This window comes from Neobacillus sp. S1115 (genome assembly GCF_055385565.1).
On the sequence record NZ_AP038275.1, the window covers coordinates 1,369,406 to 1,383,955 of the forward strand.

General features: G+C 40.2%; 14 protein-coding genes. 9 read left to right on the forward strand and 5 right to left on the reverse strand.

Going from position 1 to position 14,550, the window contains the following annotated elements:
• Window positions 1–2: 2 nt before the first annotated feature.
• From ACZ5B7_RS06655 to ACZ5B7_RS06665, 3 genes are all read right to left on the reverse strand, one after another.
• A complete protein-coding gene (locus ACZ5B7_RS06655; RefSeq protein WP_464493184.1) occupies window positions 3–305 on the reverse strand; it encodes a hypothetical protein in 303 nt (100 codons plus the stop codon).
• On the reverse strand, window positions 292–756 hold the full coding sequence (locus tag ACZ5B7_RS06660; protein WP_464493185.1) for a hemerythrin domain-containing protein: 465 nt from the start codon (window positions 754–756) through the stop codon (window positions 292–294). The genes ACZ5B7_RS06655 and ACZ5B7_RS06660 overlap by 14 nt, the downstream gene beginning before the upstream one ends.
• 228 nt (window positions 757–984) lie before the next feature.
• On the reverse strand, window positions 985–2,472 hold the full coding sequence (locus ACZ5B7_RS06665; protein WP_464493186.1) for a nitrate/nitrite transporter: 1,488 nt from the start codon (window positions 2,470–2,472) through the stop codon (window positions 985–987).
• A gap of 234 nt (window positions 2,473–2,706) precedes the next feature.
• Between ACZ5B7_RS06665 and ACZ5B7_RS06670 the strand changes: the two genes are divergently transcribed.
• The 9 genes from ACZ5B7_RS06670 to ACZ5B7_RS06710 all read left to right on the forward strand — a co-directional run bounded on the left by ACZ5B7_RS06670 (window position 2,707) and on the right by ACZ5B7_RS06710 (window position 11,174).
• Window positions 2,707–3,351, forward strand: a complete 645-nt coding sequence (locus ACZ5B7_RS06670; protein WP_464493187.1) for a hypothetical protein — start codon at window positions 2,707–2,709, stop codon at window positions 3,349–3,351.
• A gap of 1 nt (window position 3,352) precedes the next feature.
• Window positions 3,353–4,093: a hypothetical protein gene (locus ACZ5B7_RS06675; protein ID WP_464493188.1), complete on the forward strand. Its 741-nt coding sequence runs from the start codon at window positions 3,353–3,355 to the stop codon at window positions 4,091–4,093.
• A 91-nt stretch (window positions 4,094–4,184) separates the two neighbouring features.
• Entirely contained in the window at window positions 4,185–5,726 is a 1,542-nt protein-coding gene (locus ACZ5B7_RS06680; RefSeq protein WP_464493189.1) for an NAD(P)H-hydrate dehydratase, read from the forward strand.
• A 190-nt stretch (window positions 5,727–5,916) separates the two neighbouring features.
• Entirely contained in the window at window positions 5,917–7,479 is a 1,563-nt protein-coding gene (locus tag ACZ5B7_RS06685) for an ATP-binding protein (RefSeq protein ID WP_464493190.1), read from the forward strand.
• Window positions 7,480–7,687: 208 nt separating this feature from the next.
• A complete protein-coding gene (locus ACZ5B7_RS06690; protein WP_464493191.1) occupies window positions 7,688–8,338 on the forward strand; it encodes a GntR family transcriptional regulator in 651 nt (216 codons plus the stop codon).
• 33 nt (window positions 8,339–8,371) lie between these two features.
• The gene (locus ACZ5B7_RS06695; protein ID WP_464493192.1) at window positions 8,372–9,274 is read left to right on the forward strand and encodes an NAD(P)-dependent oxidoreductase; all 903 of its coding nucleotides are present in this window, start codon (window positions 8,372–8,374) and stop codon (window positions 9,272–9,274) included.
• A 90-nt stretch (window positions 9,275–9,364) separates the two neighbouring features.
• Window positions 9,365–10,159 carry an N-acyl homoserine lactonase family protein gene (locus ACZ5B7_RS06700; protein WP_464493193.1) on the forward strand — a complete coding sequence of 265 codons (795 nt, stop codon included), beginning with the start codon at window positions 9,365–9,367 and terminating at the stop codon, window positions 10,157–10,159.
• A 59-nt stretch (window positions 10,160–10,218) separates the two neighbouring features.
• Window positions 10,219–10,599 (forward strand): 4-carboxymuconolactone decarboxylase, encoded by a 381-nt coding sequence (gene pcaC, locus ACZ5B7_RS06705; RefSeq protein WP_464493194.1) that lies wholly within the window; start codon window positions 10,219–10,221, stop codon window positions 10,597–10,599.
• A gap of 245 nt (window positions 10,600–10,844) precedes the next feature.
• The gene (locus tag ACZ5B7_RS06710; protein WP_213146666.1) at window positions 10,845–11,174 is read left to right on the forward strand and encodes a nitrous oxide-stimulated promoter family protein; all 330 of its coding nucleotides are present in this window, start codon (window positions 10,845–10,847) and stop codon (window positions 11,172–11,174) included.
• Between the two features lie 59 nt (window positions 11,175–11,233).
• On the opposite strand, the gene ACZ5B7_RS06715 is transcribed toward ACZ5B7_RS06710, so the two are convergent.
• Both ACZ5B7_RS06715 and ACZ5B7_RS06720 read right to left on the reverse strand, forming a co-directional pair.
• On the reverse strand, window positions 11,234–12,649 hold the full coding sequence (locus ACZ5B7_RS06715; RefSeq protein WP_464493195.1) for a peptide MFS transporter: 1,416 nt from the start codon (window positions 12,647–12,649) through the stop codon (window positions 11,234–11,236).
• Window positions 12,650–12,922: 273 nt separating this feature from the next.
• Window positions 12,923–14,413 carry a peptide MFS transporter gene (locus ACZ5B7_RS06720; RefSeq protein ID WP_464493196.1) on the reverse strand — a complete coding sequence of 497 codons (1,491 nt, stop codon included), beginning with the start codon at window positions 14,411–14,413 and terminating at the stop codon, window positions 12,923–12,925.
• Window positions 14,414–14,550 lie beyond the last annotated feature (137 nt).

The following is a 14,550-nucleotide window of genomic DNA, read 5'->3' on the forward strand; positions in this document are numbered from 1 at the left end:
TTTCACACTTTCATCATTTTGTAGTAATCAGCAATTAACATAGACTTGCATTTTTCTGCAGATTCTTGAAAAAAGCTTGTCACTTCTTCATCAGGATGCTCCATTTGTTCAATAGTGAATTGACGGGTTACAGATTGAGAAAAATCAGCAGAAAATTTCAATGAAACTTCAAATTTGTCCTCGACTTTTAATACTGTGGATTGAACATCATATGGATGAATATGAAAATTCGAGAAAGTCTCAACCATCTTGTCATATAAGGCGGGTGCTCCATAGCGTAATAGTCTTTCCTCAAGCAATCTCATCACTCTCTTCCATAATTTCCAACTTATAGAATTCGTTATGTCCTAGAAGTTTATTCATTTCATCGTCATTATGTAGAGAGTCAACAATAATTAAGGAATCCATTAAAGATACTAATCTTTCATCAATCTCATTATTTATTAACAGAGCCTTCATTTGTTCTACTATTTTACGCATAAGGTCATGGTCACGAGTCAACTGTATGACAAGAGTTTTTAGATGGGGTTTTTCAGTTACCATTTCCTTATATAAACCTTCTTCCTCTGAACTTGCATGCTGCAATGTCCTAGATTCCCAATGTTCAATTGATACCTCTGCAACTTTAATGGCTTTTTCCTTTTGATCATCTTCCACGCATTTTTGTAATAACATCCTTAATTCTTTCGCCTCGTTTAATGCCGATTCATGTATTAAGTCATGTGCATCTTGTTTTTTTAAGCTAGGTCCTGACAATTCAAACCATCCTTTCATCTTGACACTTGATTTTCATGTGGGTACTTTTCCAAGTATTCCCTTACTATTTCCAACAAAATGAAAATTATCATAAAAATAACAAAAGAGTTGATTCCTCAACTCTTTTGTTCATTTAGATATAATTTTTTCTTTATTCATTTCTCACTTTGCTGATCGCCAGCTATTCTTGATGAAAAATGACCATCAATTCAGAAGTCCGAAAAACACCTAACGCAGCTCATTAAACATTCCCACATAATTCAGCGGATTATCATTTTCATCCTTAATGGTGCTGATGGTTAACAACTCCAAATAAATTTGCCCATCCTTCTTTTTGTTCCAAATTTCACCTTGCCATGAGCCGTTTTCACGGATATCCTCCCACATTTTTGTATAAAAAGCTTCATCATGTTTTCCGGAGCGAAGGATAACGGGTGTATTGCCAATGGCCTCATCTTTCGAATACCCAGTAACAGCAGTGAATGCAGGATTAATCCGTTGAATAACCCCCTTTAAATCTGTCACCATGATTCCTTCCGCAGTGCTTTCAATAACCTGGTTAGAAATCTGTAATTTATCAAGGAAGTATAGGGCTGTCACAATAATCGCAGCAGCAAGTGCAAATTCGGAAAGAGCCATAAAGCCAATCGCATAATGGCCGGTCATATTAAATAGAATCGTTAACACGATTGGCGGGAAAAATCCGCCCAGTCCCCCCATGGCCGCTACAATACCGTTTACAATGCCGGCCTGTTTTGAAAAATATAAAGGCACAAGCTTGAAAATGGTACCATTCCCGATTCCAGCACAAAAGGCAACTAAAATGCAGCCCACGGTGTAAATAGGCAATGACGGAGTAAACGATAACAGAAATCCGGCAAAAGTAATCGCATTAAAGATCACAATCAAGATGAGATAAGGGTTAAATTTATCAGCAAGAAAGCCCCCGATTGGACGCATGATGGTGGCAATGACAATAAACCCGGCTGTTCGGAAACCGGCATCCACCTTCGTTAAATGAAAATGGTTAACAAGGAAGGCAGGTAAATAAACAGTAAAGGCAACAAATGAACCGAAAGTTATAAAATAGAACAAGCATAAAAACCAGAGCCGATAATTTTTATAAACACTTTTAATTTGAGCGGTTAAGGAGACCCTTACCGTTTGTTCTTTTTTGTCACCAAAGATAAATGTCAGAACCGCGAAAATCACGATTAAAATTAAGAATAATTGAACCGTGCTTCGCCAGCCGATGGAATTGGCCAAAAGCGGGGCCGAAAAGGAAGTAAAGGCTGTACCAATGTTACCAGCCCCGTAGATGCCGTTTACAAACCCATGCCGTTCTTTTGGATAATATTTCGGCAGGGAGGTGACCCCGATTGAGAACAACGCCCCTCCGACACCAAGGGCTAAACCGCCGATGATTAAATCGGTGAAGGAATCCGCCAGGCTAATATAGTAAACAGGCAAAATCAGAAATAGCAGACCAATTGTAAACAGCCATCTTGCGCCATAGCGGTTAGTCCAAAAGCCGATTGGAACCCTTAAGATCGATCCGAGAATGACCGGAATGGCTGTTACGATCGATAACTGACCGGGTGTAAGCTTAATATCAGTTTGAATAAAAGATATTAAAGAAGAAATGATGACCCAAATCATGAACCCTAAAACTAAGTTAACTGTTTGCAAAACCAGTTGAAAATTGGCTTTCCCCATTTATTAAACACCTCTTAAAAAATTTCTTATAATCATAGGATGAGCAAAAACAAATAAAAACATTTTCACTAAATTTACCCTGTATATCCAAAAATGTGAAATATTATTTAAATTAGGATGTGCAAATTCTTATTTATGCCTTATTGTTAAATTAAGGAAAAAGTGAGAAAGGGATGAGTTTCTATTGGGAATGTAAATCTCATCGCTGTTTTGCTGGGAATTTTGGGATGGGGAATGACCGGTTATTTCGCCTATCGAATTTATAAAAAACAGACCATAAAAATAAGCGTGTGGAAAGTGATTGTTATTCTATTCATAGGTGTTTTTTCTTTTTCCTTCGATTGGAAGATGTCTGAAACGACCATTAAGCTTGCTATTTTGCCATTAGGAGTTTGGTTCTTGTTCTGGTTAAGAGGCAGGACAGAACAGTGGCAGATTTATCGGCACTTTGCCTGGCTTGGATTTTCTGCTAATTATATTTTTCTAGCGACAACCTTAGCTTATATACCGCTGTATCATTTTATTTATCCGGAAAACCAGGCAGACGTCTATATTTCAAACATCGAGAGAGCTTCTATTATTAGTACCTTCCCTACTGCACAAAACCTCACCCTGGATAAAAAATCATTGCAAGAGCAGCTCCCAAAAATGATGGAAGAATCCATCCACAGTATGGAATGGTTCCATGAGTCAGAGGAAGAGACGGATAAAAAAAGTGAACGATTCCCTTATCAGCTTATTGGTTCTACTCCCAAGTTTGGTAGTGGCCTTAATGTAATTGTTTACGTTGAAAACGAAGGAAAAGGGTTATTGATTTCGACACCGGAAAAACAGCATTATTTTCGTTCGGACGAATCGATATTAAAGGGCGGGCAATGAGATGAAAAAACGGATGATGATTATTTCTGGTATAGGAATCCTGCTCTTGTCCGCGTTTACAGCATATTGGTATTATTTTTCCAAGCCAGATCAATTTTTAACGAATAAGCGATTGGTTGAGGAATTAAATTATGTATTTCCCGAAGTGGCAGCTGACGCCATTCAGGATATAATCCATGTGGATGAACGTCATAAACTTGTCCCGTTTGTATCGAAGGATAACCGTTACGGATTAAGCTATTGGTCATGGAAAAATCATCGATGGAAGGCTGTATATATTGATAATACCGGCGAGCCTAAGGTTTGGCGAGTTAACCCTAAGATTCCGTCCACCTACACGATTGTATGGAACATCCACCCGGATGATGCGGTCAGCGATATGAAGTTTTATTTAAAGAAAGACAGGAATTATCTAATAAGGGACGGGATAGAGACTTATTATCCGGGCATTCTGCTAGAAAAAACGGTGTCTCTTGACGGTAAATCCTATGGTGTTTTAAGGATGCCCGCCGAATGGAGCTCCGTTATCGATTCTTTTGATGAATTAAACAAGGCAAAGCAGTCGAATTTTTTTCAAGATGTATTTCCTGCAAGGGACTTGTTTTTTGGCTGGACACCCTATAAAAGCTCTGGGGAGGAAGCGGCCATCAAGGCCACTGCGAACGGAAATTCTTTTCATAGTGGAGAAGAAATAATTGATTTTATTATGTATGTAAATGAATCAGATCTAAAATCTGAATAATTTCCAAAAGAGTCCAAACACCTTGGGCTCTTTTTTGGAGGAAAAGATGTAAAATGAAACTAGATATATTCGATGAGGAGGTTGGTTTGACATGTTTGCGGCGGGGCAAAGGGACATGCAGCGGATGGATCAGTATACGATGGAAAGGATTGGTTTACCTGGTGTGGTCCTAATGGAAAATGCCGGGGCAAGAGTAGTAGAGGAAATTATAGCGGACTTCCCTTGCCCAAATCCACGGGTCATCGTTCTTGCTGGCGGCGGGAATAACGGCGGCGACGGTTTTGTTATTGCCCGCAGGCTAATTGATGCGGGAGTCAGGACTCTTGTTTGTCTGCTCGTCGATCCTGACCGTTTAAAGGGAGATGCAAAAATCCACTTTGATGTGTATATGAATCGCGGGCTGCCTGTCTTTTACCTTCAAGAACATTCACTTAAGGGGTTAAAAAATGAATTGAACACGGCGGATGTGGTTGTCGATGCCATTTTGGGGACTGGGGTAAATGGTCCTGTCAGGGAACCCTTCAGCAATGTGATTTCCATGGTCAACGAATATACTGGAAAGAAATTGATCTTGTCTGTTGATATCCCTTCAGGTGTCAGCAGCGATACCGGGAAGGTTGTAGGAGAAGCAATTAAAGCTGATAAGACGATAACATTTGTTTTTCCGAAAAAAGGCTTCTTTTTACAGGAAGGGCCAAAATATATCGGTGACTGGAAGGCGGTTGATATTTCTGTACCGCCCTCGGCCGCGGCAGATTTAGGGCTGGACATGCCAAAGGTGATAACAGGGCCTCTTGTGCGGGAGGTGCTGCCAAAACGGCCAAGGCATGGTCATAAAGGGACATTCGGTCATGCCCTGATAGTCGGCGGCTCACGCCCATATGTAGGTGCCCCGATATTCTCAGCGAGGGCAGCCTTACATTCTGGTGCAGGTCTGGTAACGCTGGCCGTTCCGGAAGGGATTTATCCGATGGCGGCGGCGCAAAATCCGGAATCATTATTTTTGCCTTTATCTGATGAGCATGGTCATTTTGCTGCCAGGGCAGTTCATGAGATTATTCCGCACCTTCAGCAGTTTGACTGTGTAGCCGTTGGTCCCGGGATGGGGCGGTTTACTGGCGGAGAGGAGTGGCTCAAATTACTAATTGGGTCAATGGACGGTCAGGCTTTGATCATTGATGCGGATGGCCTTTATTTCATACGAAGCTTGATGGACTTGGTCCGCCAGTATAAGGGGCCTGTCATTTTCACTCCACATCCAGGTGAAATGGCGAGGTTAGTCAACAGGACCGTCAAAGAGGTGGAGGAAAACCGCATTGAAATTGCCCGGGAATATGCGAAGGAGGGCCATGTGTTTTTGCTCTTGAAGGGACACCGGTCCATTATTGTCTCACCGGATGGACAGGTCTATATAAACCCGCTCGGTCATGATGCCCTCGGAAAAGGAGGCAGCGGGGACGTTCTTACTGGCTTGATTGCCTCATTTCTTGCCCAGGGTGCGGAACCCTTACATGCTATGATTGCCGCAAGTTACCTTCATGCAAGGGCCGGACAAGAAAAAGCAAAAGTTCTCTCTCATTACGGAGTCATGCCCTTGGACATCATAGAAGGAATAAAAGAACAGTTAAAATAACGAGTCTTTCTTCCCCTTTTTATTTTTGGGGTATTACGACTTTTTTACTATATGAAATGGAAAAGAATGCATAATTCTTAGTATTTACCTTGAAAATTTTTCTAGTAAACTAATATTTAGGGAATGGAAATATTCAAACTATTGAAAATAAACCCTTATGTACCTTTTGATGGAAAGGAGTTTATAAAAGATGAACACCGAAGAAAAGGTTTACGCCGAGAATGGAATGGCCAATCATTTAAGCCAATTGGCTTCGATTGGCCAAATTGCTGCAGGAATTGCCCATGAAGTGCGAAATCCATTAACAGCGGTCAAAGGGTTTTTACAGCTTTTGCAGCAAGATCAAAAAAATGAATACCTAGAGATTGCTCATTCCGAACTTGATAACGCCCTGAAAACTTTAAATAATCTCCTTCAGGTTTCTAAGCCTGATCTGGAGGACGAAGAATTCCAAACTATTTATTTGTCAGTCGAATTGGAATCCATCATTAACCTATTCCAGGACAAGATGTATGAGATTATCATCCAAACTGATTTTCAAGATACTGGCGCTGCTATTTACGGCAGGAAAAATCAATTTAAAAAGGCTTTCTTTAATTTAATTAAAAATGCAATTGAAGCGATTGACGGGGAAGGCGCCATTACTCTGACACATTACACAAAGAATAATGAAGTTATTGTGACGATTCAAGATACAGGAGTTGGCATTCCCGAAGAGAAACTTTCGCTATTAGGCACGCCCTTTTTTACGACCAAGGATCAGGGGACAGGGATGGGACTAGCTCAGGTGTTCTCAGTCATTTATCAGCATGGCGGAATGATTTTGGTTGACAGCAAGAAAAATCAAGGAACCACTTTTACGATAAGGCTTCCGCAACAGCAGCAAAAAACACAACGGGGTGTGAGAAAATTGGATGTTATGTTTGACGATAAATATTCAATAAAGGAATACTTTTTGGAAAATCAAAAAGTATTTGAAGACCGTTTGCTGGCTGAGGCGACGAATGTAAGTGACAAAATTGATGATATACATAATGTCGGAATTAATTTACTTAACAATGCCCATAAGTTAGTTCTATATGTCGTTGAAGGTCGGGAACATGAACTAATCTCATTTGCCAAGCAGGAGGGCATGGCTTGGGCGAAGCATTCCTTGACCCTTGCGTTTAAGTTGGAATGGATTCAGGCGATCCGCCGAACACTATGGGATTTTCTCTATAACTTTGATGCTTTCAATAAATTGGAGACTGATAGAATTACATTTTTTTCAATGGAAAAAAGTATAAATGAATTAATTGATCAGTTTCTGACACACTTTTTTATCACGTACACGAAATATAAGGATGAATTGCTGGAGAACCAAAGAAAGCTTGTCGAAAACCTATCTGTTCCAATTATTCCAATTAATAAAGAGATTTGCATTTTGCCCTTAATTGGAACACTTGATGATCTGCGTATTTCAACGATTCAGAATAAAGTGCTGACTGAAATTGAATATCGGCAAATTCAAACTTTAATAATCGACCTTTCAGGTGTGGCCTCGATGGAAAAAGAAGCCGCACGGAACTTTGTCCAAATCATCCAAGGCTTTTCGATGATGGGCTGTAAAACGATCCTCACCGGTATGCGGGCCGAAATTGTCAAAAGTCTGATTGCCTCGGGAGTTGATATCAGTCATAAGGCAGAGTTTAAAGGAACGCTGCAATTAGCCTTGGACGATATTGTTTTTCACAAGGATTTGCAAGAGATATAAAGTTATTTAAAAAAGTACTCGCGGGAGTACTTTTTTATGTGCGCTTGGTAGCGCACAAATAAAGAGGATGCTTCTATGGGTAAATGTAATTTTACGTATTATGAATATTATAAAAATTAGCTATTGACCAAATTATCTGTCAAATGGCATAATGATTACATACTAAATTGTCGACAATATTGTATGTTTAATTTGATCGGGAGGAAACATGGTGACAAATGTAAAGAAGACAACAGCTATCACAATTGCTGAAGAAATAACTGCCAGAATAGGAAAGCGAATTCTACACCCTGGTGAACATCTGGTTGAAGCTGCAATAGCAGAGGAATTTAAGACAAGCCGTTCACCGGTTCGTGAAGCCCTCCTCATGCTAGAACGTGATCGGCTTGTGCAGAGAGTTCCCCATCAAGGGGTAGTAGTAAGAAGGTTTACGAGAACCGATATTTATGAATTGTATGATGTTATTTACAGGCTTGAAGAAATTGCGATGGAAAAGGCAATCGTTAAAATTGATCAAGATGGCATTGATAAATTTGAAAACGTTATCAAATTGCAGGAGCAAGCGGTCGAGAACTATGATCTTGAGCTTTACTATGAATTAAATGAAGAATTCCACCATTTAATTTTTTCCATCGCCAACAATAAGGTCTTAAGTGAAATGTATTTATCCTTAAGGCGATCTGCTCGTCCTTTCAGAATGCTATCTATGGCACAAGGGTCCAACTTAACCTCTTCTTTAAATGAACATAGGGAACAGGTAAAGGCCTTAATAGAAAAGGACGTCAGTGCAGGAAAACGAGCGATATATGAACAGGAGATTCGATCGCTTCGGTCACTGGAAATATTATTTCCAGAGTAGAGTGAAGAACAAAAATTGAAGGGATGAGAGCTTATGAAGATAGGTTTTATCGGAATAGGGAAAATGGGAAGGTGGATGTCCGAAAATCTGTTGGATGCCGGCTACTGCCTTACCGTTTATGATACAAATGTTGAGGCAATGAAACCACTGCAAGAAAAGGGGGCCATCGTTGCAACATCCATTCTTGAATTGGGAAAACAAAATGACATTGTGATCACGATGCTGCCCAATTCTAGCGTCGTAGAAGCTATTTTAGCTGGAACAGACGGGTTATTTCACTCCATGAATAGTGGCGGGATCATCATTGATATGAGCAGTTCCTATGTATTCAGCACAAGAAAGCTGGCAGAAGAAGCGAAAAGCTTCGGTTTAACCTTAATTGATGCACCGGTATCTGGAGGCGTTAAAGGAGCCAAGGCCGGAACTCTTACTATTATGGTTGGAGCTGAGGAGAAGGATTATTCTAAGGTGCTGCCAATTTTAGAATGTCTAGGCAAAGCAATTAATCTAGTCGGGCAGTCCGGGGCAGGACATGCACTCAAGGCGGTTAACAACTACCTGTCTGCGACATCCCTTTATGCTTCTTGTGAAGCAATGATCCTGCTTAATAAGCTTGGAATCGATTTGAATGTGGCGCTGGATACAATCAATACAAGCTCAGGACAAAGCTTTTCCACCCATTATAAATTCCCAACCTTTATCCTGCCGGAAACCTATAACTCAGGGTTCTCTTTAAATTTATTACTAAAAGACGTGGGCATGGTCAATAACATCGCCAAGGACACAAAAGTACCGGTTCTTCTCGCTTCTTTAGTCGAACAAGTCTATGAGGGAGCCGCAAGAACGGGAGAACCTGATCAGGACCATACGGAAATTATTAAGTTTTTAGAAAAGATTTCGAATGAACGCTTGCACAAAAAGGAGGTAGTTTCATAAGCACGTCACCCGAAAAAGTGAGAGGTTGTACGCATCAGGGTCAGTCAGCTTCACAATCTGTCGATAAAATGCTATGGGAAGGAGGTTCTTATGACAATGAATGAAGCACCTAAGTATGAGGTTTATGCAATCAAATACGCGACACGCGACGCTACCTGCAGCAGCTATTTCCACGGTCCGGCCGATCCGCATGAAGATTTCTCTATGACCATGGACTATTTCATCTGGCTTATAAAATCGGATGAGCACGCAATTGTTGTGGATACAGGATTCAATGAAGAGGAAGCAAAGAAAAGAAATCGCACTTTTCTGCGCTGCCCGATCAGCCTCCTGCCAGAGTTTGGGGTCGAAGTTGACTCGGTTTCGCAGGTGGTGATTACCCACATGCATTACGATCATTTGGGTAATGCGGATAAAATCCCGAATGGCCAATTTATCGTTCAGGAAGCAGAGATGGCCTTTTGGACAGGCAAATATGCTTCCAGAAAAGAATTTCTGCACCATGTAAGACCTGATGATGTGGTTCATTTGGTACAAGAAAATTTTAAAGGGCGGGTCAAGTTTGTCAATGGAAGCAAGGAAATCCTGCCGGGAATCTCTGTACATAAAACGGGTGGGCATTCCGAGGGACTGCAGGTGGTTGAGGTACCGACAGAAAAAGGAAAAGTCATTCTTGCTTCGGATGTGAGCCATTTTTATAAAAACATCCAAGAAGACCGGCCAAGTTCAATCGTCGCCAACCTTGCCCAGATGTATGATGCGTTTGACTTTGTCAACGACCTGGCCGAGTCTCCGGACCTGATCATCCCAGGCCATGACCCTGCTGTAATGGAAAAGTTCCCGGCAGTGGAAGGGCTAGAAGGTATAGCAGTAAGAATCGCTTAACGCTTTAATTCCATGCATTGCATGAAAAATAATAATAAAAATAGTTAGGAGAAATGATCATGAATAAAGAGTTATTTGAAAAGGGACTAGAAATTAGAAGAAGTGTATTAGGTGCTGAATATGTAGATGGATCCATTCAGAATGCGGATGATTTTAATATGCCAATGCAAGAATTGGTTACACAATACTGTTGGGGCGAAGTGTGGGGCAGACCGGGCCTTGATAGAAAAACGAGAAGCATTATTAACCTTGCGATGATTACGGCGCTCAATCGCCCGCATGAACTGAAGCTTCATGTTAGAGGAGCGATCAATAATGGCCTGACAAAGGATGAGATTAAAGAGGTATTCCTGCAGACGGCCATCTACTGTGGTGTTCCCGCAGCAATTGACAGCTTCAGAACAGCAAAACAAGTATTTGCGGAGATGGAAAAGGAATAGGGTTCATACTCAAAAAGATCGAAATTGTCCGGTCTTTTTTTCGTGAAATCTAGTGACAAAAAGGACTCCAAATGAGTGTTTTTTTGTCATTTTAGGTAACGTGGCCAAAATGGATTGACACTTTTCTATTGCTTCTAAATGTGCGGAAATTGTAAATAGTATTCCATCTATTTAAGAGATTCCATGATATGTTAAAGGTAAGAGATAAGGATTTATATAATATCTAAAAGTAGGAGGTTTTTAACATGGGAGCGCGTTTAATAGAACCAAACACTGGTCCAGTTATCCAAAAGGAAAAAGAAATCGTCAAGCAAATGATTGAGATTTATTGCCGCCGCAAGCATAAACATCCCAATGGTTTGTGCAATGAATGTCAGGAGTTGAAAAACTACTGTATGTTAAGGCTCTCCTTCTGCCGTTTTGGTGAGGAGAAATCATCCTGCTCCCATTGTAAAGTTCACTGTTATAAACCATCCTACCGACAAAAAATCAAAGCCGTCATGCGCTACTCCGGCCCGTGGATGCTGTTGTATCATCCTATTTATGGAGTAAAACATTTGATTAATAAAAAATAAAAAAGAACGAAGGCTTATCAAAGAGCCTTCGTTCTTTTTTAATCAGCAGCGTTAAAAGCTTATGCAGCTTGCTTCGCTTCTTTTGTTTCCTCTTCACCCAACATTTTCACAAGCTTCTTGGAAAGTGTAAGGAGAATCAGACCAAGGACAATTACAGCGATACCAATGACAGAGAATACTTCAAAGTAACCCATTGTTTCAGTAAAGGCACCTAATTGGCCGGCAAGAAGGTTTGCCACAAAAGAGCTGGCCATCCAAACTGCCATTAATAAAGAGGCGAATTTCACAGGAGCATACTTACTTACAAAGGATAGCCCAACTGGCGATAAGAACAGCTCACCAATTGTATGGAGCAGATACGTGAAAACGATAAACAGGATGTTTGCTTTTGTTGTAATATGGTTATCATCACTGCCTGTTTGCATGATGGCAAATAATAAAACAATAAAGCCCGCTCCTAAAAGAATCATACCAAATGCCATTTTCGTTGGTACCGGTAAATCTCCCCGTTTGCTGTTTGAAAGTTTTACCCATAACATTGAAACAACAGGTGCTAAAAGAATGATAAATAACGGGTTAACAGATTGGAACCATGAGGTTGGAATCTCCCAGCCAAAAAGGGTGCGGTCTACGAACTTATCTGTATAGATACTTAATGCGCCTCCAGCCTGTTCGAATCCTGCCCAGAAAAAGACAACAAAAGCAGCTAAAATGAAAATCACGATTGTTCGGTTTTTTTCGACCTTCGTCATTTTTTGATTTTGTGTAGTGCCAGATTTTGAAGCCTGTGGTTTTCCAACCGGCTTTTTGCCAATTTCGCCTAAGAAACGGTTGCCTAAAGCATTAAATAGAATTTGGCCTATAATCATTCCGATTGCAGATGCAAGGAATCCATATTTATAACCATATTCAATTACGCCATGTACATGCACCGCAAACCACTTATCAGTAATAAAACCAATGATTAATGGAGCGAAGAATGCACCTGTGTTAATGCCCATATAGAAAATCGTAAACGCAGCATCGCGGCGTTTGTCTTTAGCGTCATAAAGCTCACCAACAATAGTAGAGATATTCGGTTTGAAGAAGCCGTTACCAATAATTAATAATCCTAAACCAATATAAACGGCAGTGAAACTTTGATTAGAGAACAATACGATGTTACCAAGGGCCATTGTAATACCGCCAATCGTAACAGCAAGCCTCTGGCCTAAAAACCTGTCAGATAAATAGCCGCCAATTAACGGTGTGAAATAAACTGCACCGGTAAAAAATCCGTATAACATTAGGGCGGTGCTTTCTTTCATACCCAATCCGCCGCTGACCAATGATTTCGTCAAATAAAGGACAAGAATGGCTCTCATGCCGTAGTAGCTAAAACGTTCCCACATTTCTGTCATAAATAAGAGGTATAGTCCAGGGGGGTGCTTCTTTGATTGCTTGGATTTGAGTTGTCGGTCCATTGCTGCATCCATATAATTTCCTCCGTTGATATATTATTATTTTAATATAATTATCTTAATTTAATAATAATTAAATCGTCAATAAAATATATGAAAAAAGCAAAATTAGAAAGATTGCCAATTAAGTATATATTGCAATAAAAGTGATGGAACTAAGTGCTTATCGGTTTTCTATTTTGAAGATTGGAATTCCAATGACATGTTAACCAACAATTACTATTTTAATAAAACATTGAAAAATAAAAAAAGGTGTCTGCACCATTTTAGGGGAGACACCTTTTTTCGTTATCGAATTCCCTTCATAAATCCCTGAATTTTAGGCGCAAGCATTAAGAGGATGATACCTAATACTAGTGACGCCCCTCCAACCGTACCAAAGTAGACCATTTCTGTTTCAGGGGTGTAGAATTTTACGATTTGCGCGTTAATCGCTTGAGCAGCAGCACTTGATAAGAACCATAAGCTCATTGTCTGGGCTGTGAACGCAGCAGGCGCCAACTTCGTTGTAGCTGACAATCCAACTGGTGATAGACACAATTCACCAAGCACGCAGATTAAATAGCTGAGCACTAACCATAATGGGTTTACCAAAGAATCTGTACCGCCAAAGTAGGCAGGAAGCAAGATCACGATAAATGATAAACCGGAGAGTAATAATGCTAATGAAAACTTCTGTGGAATATTTGGTTCTCTTTTTCCAAGCTTCACCCAAAGCCAAGCAAAAACTGGAGCTAAGGTGATAATGAATAATGGATTTAAGGATTGGAACCATGCAGGAGAAATATGAATTCCTGCAAAATCAAGCTGGGTACGCTTGTCCGCATAGTTTGCTAAAATCGTTGAACCCTGCTCTTGAATCGCCCAGAACATAACAGATGCGATAAATAATGGAATATAAGCGATTAAACGAGAGCGTTCCACTGATGTTGTTTTTTTGCTGCGGTACATGACGATAAAGTATAAAGTGGGAATTAAGATACCCAAAATACCAATTAGGTTAACAAAGGTTTCAAATGTTAAATACCCATTAGGAATCGCAATGGCGCAAATTACCGCAATGACGGCTACACCTAATCCAATAGTAGTAAAGACTTTTTTTCGATCAGCAGGTGACAGCGGGTTTGCAACTGTAGTACCAGCTAATCCAAGGTTTTTCTTCTTTGTTAAAACAAACATTACTAATCCTACGAACATACCAATAGCTGCGATTCCAAATCCTAAATGGAAGCTGACACTCATGAGGGATCCAACGATTAATGGTGAAATGAAGGCTCCAAGGTTAATCCCCATATAGAATATACTGAAACCTGCATCACGACGATTGTCGTTCTCTGCATACATATCACCAACCACGGTGGAAACGTTTGGCTTAAGCAGTCCTGTACCAAGAACAATCAATACCATCGAAACAAAGAATAAAGTAATATTTCCCGGAATGGCTAGCGCAATATGACCAAACATGATTAAAATACCGCCATAGAACACTGCTTTTGATGTACCGAAAATCCGGTCAGCCAGCCAGCCGCCAATGATTCCGGACATGTAAACTAACGATCCGTAAATGGACATGATAGACAATGCCAGGGTTTGGTCCATTCCAAGGCCGCCCTTGGAAACTTCATAGTACATATAGTATACAAGAATTGCTCTCATTCCATAATAAGAAAAGCGTTCCCAAAACTCTGTGAAGAACAGTGTGAATAAGCCTTTAGGGTGACCGAAAAAACCCTTCTGAGGTACACTGTCCACAATTTTCTGTTTATTTATGTTTGACATAAATCTACCTCCTTTTATTATTTTATAATACTTTTATAGTTTAGAATCGTCAAAAATTTAATTCTGGGATTATATTTACAATTCGGCTTAAAACCTTGATTTTATCGTGTTTTTATGAAATTTTTATATAAAAAGAA

Bases quoted from the DNA above. Each gene is read 5' to 3' on its own strand.
- ACZ5B7_RS06695 (WP_464493192.1), top strand. From the start codon at position 8,372: ATGAAGATAGGTTTTATCGGAATAGGGAAAATGGGAAGGTGGATGTCC.
- pcaC (WP_464493194.1), top strand. From the start codon at position 10,219: ATGAATAAAGAGTTATTTGAAAAGGGACTAGAAATTAGAAGAAGTGTA.
- ACZ5B7_RS06700 (WP_464493193.1), top strand. From the start codon at position 9,365: ATGACAATGAATGAAGCACCTAAGTATGAGGTTTATGCAATCAAATAC.
- ACZ5B7_RS06665 (WP_464493186.1), bottom strand. From the start codon at position 2,472: ATGGGGAAAGCCAATTTTCAACTGGTTTTGCAAACAGTTAACTTAGTT.
- ACZ5B7_RS06715 (WP_464493195.1), bottom strand. From the start codon at position 12,649: ATGGATGCAGCAATGGACCGACAACTCAAATCCAAGCAATCAAAGAAG.
- ACZ5B7_RS06685 (WP_464493190.1), top strand. From the start codon at position 5,917: ATGAACACCGAAGAAAAGGTTTACGCCGAGAATGGAATGGCCAATCAT.
- ACZ5B7_RS06680 (WP_464493189.1), top strand. From the start codon at position 4,185: ATGTTTGCGGCGGGGCAAAGGGACATGCAGCGGATGGATCAGTATACG.
- ACZ5B7_RS06720 (WP_464493196.1), bottom strand. From the start codon at position 14,413: ATGTCAAACATAAATAAACAGAAAATTGTGGACAGTGTACCTCAGAAG.
- ACZ5B7_RS06655 (WP_464493184.1), bottom strand. From the start codon at position 305: ATGAGATTGCTTGAGGAAAGACTATTACGCTATGGAGCACCCGCCTTA.
- ACZ5B7_RS06675 (WP_464493188.1), top strand. From the start codon at position 3,353: ATGAAAAAACGGATGATGATTATTTCTGGTATAGGAATCCTGCTCTTG.
- ACZ5B7_RS06670 (WP_464493187.1), top strand. From the start codon at position 2,707: ATGACCGGTTATTTCGCCTATCGAATTTATAAAAAACAGACCATAAAA.
- ACZ5B7_RS06690 (WP_464493191.1), top strand. From the start codon at position 7,688: ATGGTGACAAATGTAAAGAAGACAACAGCTATCACAATTGCTGAAGAA.
- ACZ5B7_RS06710 (WP_213146666.1), top strand. From the start codon at position 10,845: ATGGGAGCGCGTTTAATAGAACCAAACACTGGTCCAGTTATCCAAAAG.